Annotated in this window: 12 protein-coding genes and 2 pseudogenes; 8 read left to right on the plus strand and 6 right to left on the minus strand. The window is 62.8% G+C overall.

All coding sequences use genetic code 11. The annotated features are described in order from the left end of the window. Nucleotides 1-22: 22 nt before the first annotated feature. Entirely contained in the window at nucleotides 23-1,375 is a 1,353-nt protein-coding gene (locus tag ACHMW7_RS20590; RefSeq protein ID WP_395451386.1) for a formimidoylglutamate deiminase, read from the plus strand. Nucleotides 1,376-1,409: 34 nt separating this feature from the next. Continuing rightward, nucleotides 1,410-2,153, plus strand: coding sequence for a histidine utilization repressor (gene hutC / locus ACHMW7_RS20595; protein WP_395451387.1), 744 nt, complete (start codon nucleotides 1,410-1,412; stop codon nucleotides 2,151-2,153). 76 nt (nucleotides 2,154-2,229) lie between these two features. Here the strand turns inward: hutC and ACHMW7_RS20600 are convergent, their stop codons facing one another. Continuing rightward, a complete protein-coding gene (locus ACHMW7_RS20600) occupies nucleotides 2,230-2,574 on the minus strand; it encodes a RidA family protein (RefSeq protein ID WP_055979001.1) in 345 nt (114 codons plus the stop codon). 209 nt (nucleotides 2,575-2,783) lie between these two features. Between ACHMW7_RS20600 and aztA the strand changes: the two genes are divergently transcribed. The 6 genes and pseudogenes from aztA to ACHMW7_RS20630 all read left to right on the plus strand — a co-directional run bounded on the left by aztA (nucleotide 2,784) and on the right by ACHMW7_RS20630 (nucleotide 8,497). Further along, nucleotides 2,784-3,629: a zinc ABC transporter ATP-binding protein AztA gene (aztA, locus tag ACHMW7_RS20605; RefSeq protein ID WP_395447350.1), complete on the plus strand. Its 846-nt coding sequence runs from the start codon at nucleotides 2,784-2,786 to the stop codon at nucleotides 3,627-3,629. A gap of 8 nt (nucleotides 3,630-3,637) precedes the next feature. Next, on the plus strand, nucleotides 3,638-4,504 hold the full coding sequence (aztB, locus tag ACHMW7_RS20610) for a zinc ABC transporter permease AztB (RefSeq protein ID WP_395447351.1): 867 nt from the start codon (nucleotides 3,638-3,640) through the stop codon (nucleotides 4,502-4,504). 23 nt (nucleotides 4,505-4,527) lie between these two features. Beyond that, a complete protein-coding gene (gene aztC, locus ACHMW7_RS20615) occupies nucleotides 4,528-5,463 on the plus strand; it encodes a zinc ABC transporter substrate-binding protein AztC (protein ID WP_395447352.1) in 936 nt (311 codons plus the stop codon). A 138-nt stretch (nucleotides 5,464-5,601) separates the two neighbouring features. Continuing rightward, nucleotides 5,602-6,792, plus strand: a complete 1,191-nt coding sequence (gene aztD / locus ACHMW7_RS20620; RefSeq protein WP_395447353.1) for a zinc metallochaperone AztD — start codon at nucleotides 5,602-5,604, stop codon at nucleotides 6,790-6,792. Between the two features lie 62 nt (nucleotides 6,793-6,854). Further along, nucleotides 6,855-8,075: pseudogene (locus ACHMW7_RS20625) on the plus strand (GTP-binding protein). An 83-nt stretch (nucleotides 8,076-8,158) separates the two neighbouring features. Beyond that, the gene (locus tag ACHMW7_RS20630) at nucleotides 8,159-8,497 is read left to right on the plus strand and encodes a TIGR01244 family sulfur transferase (RefSeq protein WP_395447354.1); all 339 of its coding nucleotides are present in this window, start codon (nucleotides 8,159-8,161) and stop codon (nucleotides 8,495-8,497) included. A 45-nt stretch (nucleotides 8,498-8,542) separates the two neighbouring features. Here ACHMW7_RS20630 and ACHMW7_RS20635 read toward each other — a convergent pair whose 3' ends face one another. The 5 genes and pseudogenes from ACHMW7_RS20635 to tdh form a co-directional block, all read right to left on the minus strand. Next, nucleotides 8,543-9,079 (minus strand): DinB family protein, encoded by a 537-nt coding sequence (locus ACHMW7_RS20635; protein WP_395447355.1) that lies wholly within the window; start codon nucleotides 9,077-9,079, stop codon nucleotides 8,543-8,545. Between the two features lie 14 nt (nucleotides 9,080-9,093). Beyond that, nucleotides 9,094-9,837 (minus strand): fumarylacetoacetate hydrolase family protein, encoded by a 744-nt coding sequence (locus ACHMW7_RS20640; protein ID WP_395447356.1) that lies wholly within the window; start codon nucleotides 9,835-9,837, stop codon nucleotides 9,094-9,096. 14 nt (nucleotides 9,838-9,851) lie between these two features. Continuing rightward, complete coding sequence (locus ACHMW7_RS20645) at nucleotides 9,852-10,721, minus strand: MBL fold metallo-hydrolase (RefSeq protein ID WP_395447357.1); 870 nt, start codon at nucleotides 10,719-10,721, stop codon at nucleotides 9,852-9,854. A 106-nt stretch (nucleotides 10,722-10,827) separates the two neighbouring features. Next, nucleotides 10,828-11,331, minus strand: a complete 504-nt coding sequence (locus ACHMW7_RS20650) for an HPP family protein (RefSeq protein WP_395447358.1) — start codon at nucleotides 11,329-11,331, stop codon at nucleotides 10,828-10,830. A gap of 105 nt (nucleotides 11,332-11,436) precedes the next feature. Then, nucleotides 11,437-12,472, minus strand: a pseudogene (gene tdh, locus ACHMW7_RS20655) (L-threonine 3-dehydrogenase). Nucleotides 12,473-12,521: the final 49 nt, after the last annotated feature.

Here is a 12,521-nt window from a genome sequence, read left to right on the forward strand (position 1 = left end):
CGAAAGAGGTGAGGAAATTATGGTGGCAACAATCTTTGCCGAGCAAGCGCTTCTGGCCGATGGCTGGCAACGAAATGTCCGTCTGACGCTGGCTAGCGGTCGCATCGATAAGGTGGAAACCGGAACCACTTCGCAGCCCGGCGACGAGCGCCACGCAATTGTCCTGCCGGGCATGCCCAACCTGCACAGCCACGCTTTCCAGCGTGGCATGGCCGGCCTCGCCGAAATCCGTGGACCTTCGTCCGACAGTTTCTGGTCGTGGCGCGAGGTGATGTACCGCTTCGCGCTCAACATGACGCCCGAACAGGTCGAGGCGGTTGCCGCGCAGCTTTATGTCGAAATGCTGGAAGCAGGGTTTTCCCGCGTCGGCGAGTTCCACTATCTCCACCATGACCGCGACGGCAGCCCCTATGCCAACATCGCCGAGATGGCCGAACGCATCGCTTCCGCTTCGGTCGATACCGGCATCGGGCTCACATTGCTGCCCGTATTCTACGCGCATTCGGGCTTTGGCGGCGCTCCCGCCAATGAAGGCCAACGTCGATTCATCAACGATACGAATCGCTTCGAGCGGCTTTTTGAGAAGTGCGGCGAAGCGCTGAGAGGCGTCGACGGTGCCGTGCTTGGCCTCGCGCCGCACAGCCTGCGCGCTGCGACCCCGGACGAATTGACGACCGTCACCGCCATGACCAGCGGGCCGATCCACATCCACATTGCCGAGCAGGTCAAGGAAGTTGAAGACTGCCTCGCCTGGTCTGGCGCCCGCCCCGTCGACTGGCTTTTGCGCCATGCTGATGTCGACAGGCGCTGGTGCCTGATCCACGCCACCCACATGACCGAAGCGGAAACGATCGCCATGGCCAGGTCAGGCGCAGTCGCTGGCTTGTGCCCGATCACCGAAGCCAATCTCGGCGACGGCGTCTTTTCGGCACCGCTGTTTGTCGAACATGGTGGCAAGTATGGCGTCGGCTCGGATTCCAATGTCGAGATCGGCGTCGCCGACGAACTGCGCATGCTGGAATATTCGCAGCGCCTCGCGCACCGCGCCCGCAACGTGCTCGCCATGCCAGGCCAGTCGACCGGACGCGCGTTGTTCGACGCCGCCTTTGTTGGCGGCGCGCAGGCGCTTGGCGCCGGCCCGGCAGGACTTGCAGCGGGATCGGCGGCGGATTTCGTCTCACTCGACCCAGACCACCCAACGCTCACCGGCAAATCAGAAGACGCCACTCTCGATGCCTGGATCTTTGCAGGAGGCGGCAAAGTGGACTGCGTTTGGGCGAATGGGCGCAAAGTCGTGTCGGACGGCGCACATTTCCGTCGCGACGCTATTGCGGCGAGGTTTCGTAACGTGATGATTGAACTGACAGCGGCGTAACAAGGAGCGACTAGTGCCCGATTCGATGGCGGAGATGCTTGAAGAGCCGGTTGGCGGCGATGCATCGACATCGCTCTACCAGCGCATCCTCAACGACATCAGGGACCGCATCGTTTCGGGCGAGTGGGAACCCGGCTACCGCATCCCGTTCGAACATGAGTTGACGGCCGAATATGGCTGTTCGCGCATGACGGTGAACAAGGCACTGTCGCAGCTCGCCAAGTCCGGGCTGATTGAGCGTCGCCGCCGCTCCGGCAGCTTCGTTCGCCGGCCACAATCGCAGGCAGCGGTGCTCGAAATCCACGACATCCGCATCGAGGTCGAAGCGCTTGGCCTGCCCTATCGCTATGAATTGATGGCACAGACCAAGCGACGCGCCACCACTGTCGACCGTGACAGACTAGGGCCCGGCCCTTCGGTTCCTGGCCAGGTCCTGGCATTGCAATGCCTGCATTATGCCGGGGTACGGCCATTCTGCGTCGAGGACCGGCTGATCAATCTGGCCGCCGTGCCTGAAGCGGCTGATCAGGAGTTCCGGAAGTCAGCGCCCGGGCCGTGGCTGATCGAACAGGTGCCATGGAGTGCCGCCGAACACGTCATTCGCGCCGCCGCTGCTGATGGCGAAACGGCCGCGGACCTTGGTCTCGTAAGCGGTGCGCCCTGCCTGATCATTGAAAGGCGGACGTGGAGCGCCGAGCGCCCTGTCACCCATGTGCGTTTCACCTATCCGGCGAATGCGCACGCGGTGGTGGCCCGCTTCACGCCGTCCGACAGCTAGATCCTGAAAAAAGAAGAACGCCGCGCATCCCAAGGACGCGCGGCGTTCTTTTAGGCTTCAAGCCGACGGCAGTCGCTTACGCAGCAGCCGTGACGATGATCTCGACCTTGTATTCGGGACCAGCCAGCTTGGCTTCGCCGGTGGCGCGCGCAGGCGTGTTGCCCTGCGGCACCCAGCCGTCCCAAACCGAGTTCATCTCGGCGAAGGTCGACATGTCGTCGAGCCAGATGATCGCCTGCAGGATCTTGGTCTTGTCCGTGCCGGCCTTGGCGAGCAGGGCGTCGATCTCGGCCAGGATGGCCTTGGTCTGCGCGGCAACGCTCTCGCCGGGGGCACCGACCTGGCCAGCCAGGTAAACGGTGTTGTTGTGGATGACGATCTGGCTCATGCGGGGGCCGACATCGATACGACGAACGCTCATGGGTGGTCTCCTTCCGTTAGGGGTGGCGCCTTCTTAGATTTTGCCACCCCCTCGGCGCAAGGCCGCAATGGTCGAATTACGTGGGCCAGCCGCATTGCTCACCGGGTTTGCCGCGCAAATCCACCGGATAGTGCTGCCCGCCTCGTTGACTAATGTAATAACATCACATATCGAATGACAACTTCGCCGCCGCAGAGCATGACAAGCTGATGACCGACGCCTGCCTGACATTCAAGGATCTGACGCTGGGCTACAACAGCCATCCGGCGGTGCATCACCTCAATGGCGCGATCAGGACCGGCTCGCTGACAGCCGTCGTCGGCGCCAATGGTTCGGGCAAGTCCACCCTGATGAAGGGTATCGTCGGCGTATTGAAGCCGATGGCCGGCGCCTGCACAGTGGCTACAGGCAAGCGCGTCGCCTACCTGCCGCAGCAATCCGAACTCGATCGCAGCTTTCCCGCCCGCGTCGTCGATCTCGTTTCGCTCGGCCTTTGGCCCCGGCGTGGCCTGCTCGGCCGCTACTCCAGGGAAGATCGCAATTCCGTCTCGAAGGCGCTGATGGCCGTTGGCCTCGAAGGTTTCGAAAAGCGCGCCATCGACACGCTGTCGGGCGGCCAACTCCAGCGCGCGCTGTTTGCTCGCGTGCTGGTGCAGGACGCCGACCTGATCCTGCTCGATGAGCCGTTCAACGCCGTCGACGCCAAGACGGTCGGCGACCTGATCAAGCTGATCAAGCGCTGGCATGGTGAAAAACGCACGGTGATGGTGGTCGCCCACGATCTCGACCTGGTGCGCACCCATTTTCCCGACACCTTGCTTTTGGCCCGCCAGCCTGTGGCCTGGGGTGAAACGCGCGAAACGTTGCGGCCGGAAAACCTGCTCAAAGCCAGGCGTTTCGACGAGGCCTGGCATGACGATGCGCCCTGGTGCGAGCCGGATGACGGGCATTCGCACGGCCACAGCCATTCGCATGCCCATGACGACCAGCACCATCATGATCACGGCGAAGTCCACGATCATCCCGACCATGAATCCGGTCCCCGGGCAGCGTGAATCTCGCCATGTATGATTTCCTGATCGCCCCGTTCGTCGAATTCGGTTTCATGCAGCGCGCGCTCGCCGGCTCGCTGATGCTGGCGCTGGGCGCTTGCCCGGTCGGCGTCTTCCTGATGCTTCGGCGCATGAGCCTGACCGGCGACGCCATGGCGCACGCCATCCTGCCCGGAGCGGCGGCCGGCTTCCTGCTCTATGGCCTGCAGATCGTGCCAATGACCATCGGCGGGCTGATCGCTGGCGTCATCGTGGCGCTCGGCGCTGGTGCCGTATCGCGCTTCACAGTGCAGCGCGAGGACGCCTCGATGGCGGCGTTCTATCTCATTTCGCTGGCGCTCGGCGTGCTGATCGTGTCGCTGCGTGGCTCGAGTGTCGACCTGATGCATGTGCTGTTCGGCACCGTGCTGGCGCTCAATGACGACGCCCTGACGCTGATCGCGCTGATCTCCGGCATCACGCTTCTGACGCTCGCCATCTTCTGGCGCGCGCTTGTCGCCGAATGCCTCGACCCGCTGTTCCTGCGTTCGGTCAGCCGGCTCGGCACGCCGGTGCATTTCATCTTCCTCGGTCTTGTCGTGCTCAACCTGGTTGGCGGCTTCCAGGCACTCGGCACGCTTCTATCGGTCGGCCTGATGATGCTGCCGGCTGCGGCGGCGCGCTTTTGGACGTCGCGCGTCGAGCCGATGTGCGCACTCGCCTTCGGCTTCGGCGCCATCTCCTGTATCGCTGGGCTGCTGGTGTCCTACCACGCTTCCTTGCCCTCGGGCCCGGCCATCATCTTGTCGGCGGGCGCGATCTACCTCGCCTCCATCCTCTTTGGCACTCGCGGCGTCTTCAACACCAAGCTTCGCCGCCACCGCCACCGCACCGCCTGATCCGCTTCAACATGGAGAGACATATGCTCAGGACAATTGGCTTCGCCTCGCTGATGAGCGTTATAACATTAAATTCCCTGACCGCGACTTCAGCCTCCGCCGAGCCGCTGAAAGTGGTGGCGAGCTTCTCGATCATCGGCGATTTCGCCAGGAATGTCGGCGGCGACCGCATCGAATTGACGACGCTGGTCGGCCCTGACGGCGACGCCCATGTCTATGAGCCCTCGCCGGCCGACGCGGTGACGATGTCCAAGGCCGATGTCGTGCTCGTCAACGGCCTGCAATTCGAAGGCTTCCTGCAGCGCCTTGTCGAGGCCAGCGCCACCAAGGCGTCAGTCGTCGAGCTGACCAAGGGCGTCGAGCCGATCAAGATGAAGGAAGAACATGAGCACGCCGCCGAGGCAGGCGGTGATGACCACCATCACGGCGACCTCGACCCGCATGCCTTCCAGTCGATCGCCAACGCCAGGATCTATGTGAAGAACATCGCCGACGCCTTCTGCACCGCCGATGCCACCGGCTGCGATGCCTACAAGGCCAATGCCGATGCCTACACCGCCAAGCTCGACGCCGCTGAGGCGGAGGTGAAGGCTGCTGTCGCTTCGATCCCCGAGGCGAAGCGCACCATCATCACCTCGCATGACGCCTTCGGCTATTTCGAAAATGCCTATGGCCTGACTTTCCTGGCACCCGAGGGCATTTCGACCGAGGCGGAAGCCTCTGCCGCCGACGTGGCGGCACTGATCTCGCAGGTTCGCGGCGACAAGGCATCGGCGATCTTTGTCGAAAACATCACCAATCCGCGCCTTGTCGAGCAGATTTCGGCCGAAACCGGCGTGAAGGTCGGCGGCACGCTTTATTCCGACGCGCTGTCCAAGGCTGATGGCCCGGCTGCGACCTACATCGACATGATGAAAGCCAACATCGCCACCATCAAGGGCGCGATCCTCGGCAGCTAGGCCTGCCCGTCTGAAGCACCGGCGGCCCGAGCGATCGGGCTGCCGCACGAGCCGACCAGCCTGAATGAAGGCGGGGCCTAAAACCTCGCCTTTTTCCTGGGCTCCATTTGTTATGTAATAACATTATATGAGGACAAGATGAAACATCTGCTCGCCACCACATCCGTGCTCGCCGTCCTGCTTGATGTCGCTGCGGCGCCCGCGCTCGCCGAAGAACAAACCGCATGGCGGCTGTTCGTCTCCGATCATGCGGCACCGGTCATTCATGCACTCGACATGGAAACCGGCCGGACGATCGAAACCTTCAACGTCAAGGCGCCAACCAGCCTCTACCGCTCCGACAGCGGCCGTAGCATCTTTGCCGTGCAAGGCAAGGGCGACGTGGTCTCGGTGCTGTCGAGCGGCATCTCCTTCGGCGACCATGGCGACCACGGCGACATCAAGGTCGAGGCACCCCGGCTGCTCGACGTCAGTTTCGAGGGCAAGAAGCCATCACACTTCGTCGATCATGACGGTGACATCGCGCTGTTCTTCGACGGCGAAGGCAAGACCCGGGTCAGCCGCGAGGCCGACATACTGGAAGGCAAGCCGGCGGTCCGTGAGGTGGCGACCGCGGCCCCCCATCACGGCGTCGCCGTGGCACTTGGCGACCAGGTCCTGGTCTCCGAGCCCAATTTCGACAAGCCCGACGAGCTGCCGGTCGGCATTCGAGTCGTCGATCGTGCCGGCGCGACCGTCGGCGACGTCCATGCCTGCCCCGACCTGCATGGCGAGGCATCATCAGGCAACCTGCTGGCCATTGCCTGCGCCGAAGGGCTTCTGATCACCAGCGGGGATGGCAAGATCGAGCTTTTGCCTTATGACAAGGCCTTGCCGGAGGGGAAATCGACGACGCTCGTCGGTGGCCGTGGCCTCCAGTACTTCCTCGGCAACTATGGCCCAAGTGCTGTCGTCCTGATTGATCCCAAGTCCGAGCAGGCCTTCCGGCTGATCGACCTGCCGACGCGCCGGGTGCATTTCACCGTCGATCCGGTGCGGGCGAAATTCGCCTACGTCTTCACCGAGGACGGCCAGCTGCACCGCATCGACGTCGTCGCCGGCAAGATCGACGCCTCGCTCAAGCTGACCGAGCCCTACAGCATGGACGGTCACTGGAGCGATCCGCGCCCGCGCATCGCCGTCGCCGGCAGCCGCATCGTCGTCTCCGACCCGCTCAAGGGCGTGCTGCACGTCGTCGATGCCGAAAGCTTCACCAAGGGCGACGACATCGCGCTGGAAGGCAAGCCTTTCAACCTCGTGGCCGTCGGCGGCTCCGGCGAAACGCACTGAACGACGCGGGTCCGGCGGCGGCCGCTGCCGGACCACTTCAGCCACATCGAAGGGAATGACAAATGCCCGTCCCACACAAACCGGCGCGACTGCCCGTAACAGTGCTCTCCGGCTTCCTCGGTGCCGGTAAGACCACGCTTCTCAACCACATCCTCAACAACCGCGAAGGCCGTCGCGTCGCGGTCATCGTCAATGACATGAGCAAGATCAATATCGACGCGGCGCTCATTCGCGATGGCGGCGCCAATCTTTCGCGCACCGACGAACAGTTGGTCGAAATGAGCAATGGCTGCATCTGCTGCACCTTGCGCGATGACCTGCTCAAGGAGGTGCGTGGGCTCGCCCAGCAGAACCGCTTCGACTATCTGCTGATCGAATCGACAGGGATTTCCGAGCCGCTGCCAGTCGCCTCGACCTTCCAGTTTCGCGATGAGAACGGCGACAGCCTCTCCGACGTCGCCCGCCTCGACACGATGGTGACGGTTGTCGACGCCGCCAATCTGCTCAAGGACTATTCGTCGTCCGACTTCCTGCGCGATCGTGGCGAACAGGCCGGCGAGCAGGATGACCGAGCGCTGGTCGACCTGCTTGTCGAGCAGGTCGAATTCGCCGACGTCGTTGTGCTCAACAAGGCGACCGCAGCCGGTCCTGCCGACCGGGACGCTGCACGCAAGATCATCCGTGCGCTCAATCCCGATGCCGAACTGATCGAAACCGACTTCGGTCGCGTGCCGATCGACAAAATCCTTGGCACCGGCCGCTTCGATTTCGACAAAGCCGAACAACACCCGCTCTGGTTCAAGGAATTGAACGGTTTTGGCGACCACATTCCCGAGACCGAAGAATATGGCATCCGCTCCTTCGTCTATCGTGAGCGGCGGCCATTCGACCCGGTGAAACTGCACGGCTTCATCCGCCGCGAATGGCCGGGCGTCGTCCGCACAAAAGGCTTCTTCTGGCTGGCCACGCGGCCCGATCTGGTCGGCGAGATCAGCCAGGCCGGCGCCCTGGTGCGCACCGGCAAGCGCGGCCTGTGGTGGTCGGCGGTGCCATGCGGGCAATGACCCGAATTTCCCGAGTGGCACGAGGCGATGAGGCCTTATCTCGATCCCGTGTGGGGCGACCGGCGCCAGGAAATCGTCTTCATCGGCTGTGACCCAATGAACGAGGCGCGCATAAGGGCTGAACTCTGCGACTGCCTTGTCGACGCCATTGCTTTCGCTCCAGCGCAATGGCGTGACCTCGCCGACCCGTTCCCGTCGTGGGATCGCTCGGCAGCTTGACAGGAGTTGCCCCGACGGCCCGACAGTGGCAAGACTGGCGCCGACACGCCGCCAGAGCGGCCAACAAACCTGCGAGGACGAAAATGGAATACCGCCAGATCACCGACGATTATTCGGTTTCGGGCCAGATCACGCCTGATGAAGTGGCTGCCATCAAGGCCGCAGGCTTCAAGAGCGTCATCTGCAACAGGCCCGACGACGAGCAAGCCGGTCAGCCTACCGCTGACAGCGTCAAGGCCGCTGTCGAAGCCGCCGGTCTCGGCTTCCGCTACATCCCCGTCATCAGCGGCCAGATGACCGGCGACAACGTTGCCGACATGGCTGAAGCGCTTGACGAGATGGACGGCCCGGTATTCGCTTATTGCCGTTCGGGCACCCGCTGCACCAATCTCTATATGGCGATCCAGCAGAGCAAGGGCTGACCTGCAAACGCGCTTCGGCGAGCCGAAGCGCGTTCTTAGGCGGAGTTAAAGCCCCAGCCGCGCGACCTCTTCGCCCCGAAAGCGCAAATCGCAATCGAGGAAGAACTCGTCGAGTTGCGGCGGGGCAACCGACGTGTCCGACAGCATCGCATGCACCTGGCCGCGATGATGGATTTGGTGGATAAACAGATGCGCCAGCAGGTCGCCGATGCGCTCGGGGATCTGCCCGGCCTTGCCACGATCCGACAGCACCTGCCTGTCGAGATCGCTTTCACCGAGACTGTCGCAGCAAGCCACAAGCCTGCGGTCGAACGCGGCCTGGGCTTCGGCAAGTGCTGCCGCATCGTTGAACACGACAAAACGGTCGAACAGCTTTCGTCCTTCCCCACCCTCCTCGATCATGTCGAGATAATAGATATCGACTTCCAGGATGTGATTCAGCGTCTCCTTGAGGGACGGAAAGAAGCTTGTCCGGGCAGCTTCGAACTCGCCCGGCTGCAAGGCCTGCACGGCGCGGTAGATGCGGTCGTTGGACCACAGATTGTTCCGCGCCATGCGGCGAATATGGCTGGTCAGTTCCATCGCCGATAGTGACCTCAGGCCGGTTCGAACCTGCCGACCTGGCGTTCGATGGCGCCGAAGATCGAGTGGCCGGCCTTGTCCTTCATTTCGACCCGCAGCGTGTCGCCGAGCGAGACCGACAACGTATCGACCGCGCCCCTGACGATGGCACCCGTGCCGATCGGCCGGCTGGCGGCTGCTTCCGCGATCACTTTGGGAAAGCTGGTCCAGACGGAGGTCACGTTTCGCCCACCGGCAATGAGCGGCAGGTGCACGGCTCCGTCCCAACCGTCGCCCAGTTCGTCCGGCGTGACAGCAACTGGCGACAAGGCGGATGTGCCGGCCTGGCCGCCATCCAGAACCGTGTCGGCGGATAGCACGATGAGGGCAACCGCATCCTTCGCTGCCTCTTCCGTAACCGCCATGGCAACGTCGGAGACAATCACGGCCACGGCTGCCTCGATCCTGGCGTCGCGGATCTTGCCGGGGAGTTCTACCGGATCGCGCGAACCGGCGAAGGCGTCGCCACCACCAAGCCGCTGGTAGGCACGCGGCAAGGGCGAATGCGCATCATGCTCATGGAAACGCGACGAGGGCACCGAACCGACTTCGAGAGATTCAGCCAGGGCCGCGAGGTGCGGAGAGATCCGGCGCCAGTCGTCGAGCGCCGCCTGCAGGCTCAGTGCCAGGAACGAGGCATCGGTGTATCGCGTCAGGTCGCGCGAGACGATGACCAGTTTCCCGTCACGCGAACCGTTCTTCAGCGTCGCCAGTTTCATGCAGGTCCTCCCGGTTAAGGGGCGTCATCGCCCTTAGCCGTCACAACAAGCCCGTCGCGGCCAATCGTCAAGGGACCATTCCATGTTTTCCTGACCGCTTCGATCCAATCTCCCTCGCCGATGTCGGGATCGTCGGCTGGGATGAGGTGGTTGAGCACCAGGCGGCCGACTTCGGCACGCGCCGCGATCATGCCGGCTTCGCCTGCCAGGCTGTGGCTCGCCATCAGGTGTTCGCGCAGCCGCGCCCCGTTGCCGGTGCGTGCCACCAGTCGCTCGACACCTTCTTCCAGCATCGCCTCGTGAAGCAAAACATCGGCGCCGCGCGCGAAATCCGCCAATGGCGGGAAGAACGTTGTGTCGGCTGAAAAGACGATGCTTGTGCCTTCGTGTTCAAAGCGCAACGCGAAGCATTCGGTCACCGGCGGGTGGTCGACACGCAGGGCTGCGACCCTCAATGCTCCATCGCGCAGGACGTCGCCCTCACCGAACTCCACGACCTTGACCATCTCACGCAAATCGGGGCGACCTTCATCGACGATCCGGATTTCGATATCGAATTCGAGCGCCTGAACAAAACTCTGCCAGTATCGATTCAATCCGACCGGACCGAAAACCTTGACCGGTGTCGCAAGCCCGGCGGTCCAGGCGGTGTGGAGCAACGGCCCGAGCTCGAGCACGTGGTCGGAATGGAGATGGGTGATGAAAACGAGGTCGAGCGCCTTGAGGCTGAGACCGGCATCCGTCACGCCGCGCGTCACGCCGAGCCCGCAGTCGACGATAATAGTGCGGCCGCCGAGCTCGAGCAGCGTCGATGTCGGCCACGGGCCGCCTGGCCTGATCGCCGGCCCGCCCTTGGTGCCAAGCAGAACAAGGCGATCGCTCATGCCCCGCCGCTCGCAATCGTGCCTGTCGCTTGAAAATTATGCGTCATTCACCGCCACTCCTTGCATGCGCCCAAGCTAGAGCGCTGCCGGCGGCGGAGGCAAGGTGTCAATCCACGCGGCGCGGATATTGAGCGCGTGGCGGAATCCAATGATGCACCAGCGCCAGCACCAGCAGGCTGACACAGCTCAACAGCACAACGATGAACAGTGTGCTGCCCTGATACGGCGTGGCTGTTGCGACAAGCGGAATCGCCCCAGCCGGCGGATGGGTGACGCGGAACATCAGCATCAGCGCGATCGAAACGCCAACAGCAATAGCCGACACTTCCCACAGGCCAGGGAAAGCCATTGCAGCGGTGACGCCGATCAGCGTGGCAATGAAGTAACCGGCGAAAATGTTGATGGGCTGTGCCAGCGGGCTGGCTGGCTGGCCGAACAGAAGCACCGCAGTTGCGCCCAGCGGCGCGATCAGCATCGGCAAGCCGGTGACCGAAGCGAGCCCGCCGACAGCCGCCAAGCCGATAATTGCACCCGACCCCGACTTTACGTGCGAGATCATCTGTCCTTTCGGCTCGTGCCGGGCAGTAAGGGTGCGAATGTGGCGGCGCATCGTCGTTTCCAGCCGAAGGGCCTGCTTCGATAGCAACAGCGACTTCGACTGGCAACGTGCCTTTTTTCGAATTATTCACCCTAGAGTGAAAAAACTTTCCCCAGATCACCAATCCATGACCACCTTGCCAGAATTGCCGCTGCGCATGGCGTCGAAACCGGCCTGGTAGTCGTCGATACCGATGCGATGGGTGATCAGGCCGGTGACGTCGAGCGGCCCCTGCACCAGCGCAATCATCTTGTACCAGGTCTCGAACATCTCGCGGCCATAGATGCCCTTGAGGTGCAGCATCTTGAAGATCACCTTGTTCCAGTCGATCTCGAATCCGGTCGGCGCTATGCCGAGGATCGCGATCTTGCCGCCATTGTTCATGGTGTCGATCATGTCGCGGAAGGCGACAGCCGAGCCCGACATCTCAAGGCCGACGTCAAAGCCTTCGGTCATGCCTTCGTCGCGCATCACGTCGCGCAGCTTTTCCTTGGAGGCATCGACGACATGATGGACGCCGAGCTTCCTGGCCAGCGCCAGACGCACCGGGTTGATGTCGGTAATGACGACCTTTCTGGCGCCGACACATTGGGCGACAAGCGCGCCCATGATGCCGATGGGCCCGGCACCTGTCACCAGCACATCCTCGCCGACGAGATCGAACGACAGAGCGGTATGCACGGCGTTGCCAAGTGGATCGAAGATCGCAGCGATTTCGTCGGAGACATCGTCGGGGATCGGCACGACATTGTGCTGGGGAATGGCGACGTATTCGGCGAAGGAACCCGGACGGTTGACGCCGACACCAAGCGTGTTTCGGCACAGATGTCCACGCCCCGCCCGGCAATTGCGGCAATGACCGCATACGATATGGCCTTCGCCCGAGAACTCGTTGGCCAACCTTGTAGTCAGTCACACCGGCACCAAAATCGGCGACCGTGCCGACAAACTCGTGGCCGGTGACCATCGGCACCGGCACTGTCTTTTGTGCCCACTGGTCCCAATTGTAGATGTGCACGTCGGTACCGCAGATCGCCGACTTCCTGACCTTGATCAGCACGTCGTTGGGGCCGACTTCCGGCACCGGCACTTCTTCCATCCAGATACCCGGTTCCGCCTTCGCCTTTACCAGCGCTCGCATCATGTTCGACATCGTCTTGTCCTTGGAATCGCTTGATCCGGAATCGCTTTTGACCGTTCCG

This window comes from Aminobacter sp. UC22_36, from assembly GCF_044056035.1.
In the GTDB taxonomy this organism is placed as follows: Bacteria; Pseudomonadota; Alphaproteobacteria; order Rhizobiales; family Rhizobiaceae; genus Aminobacter.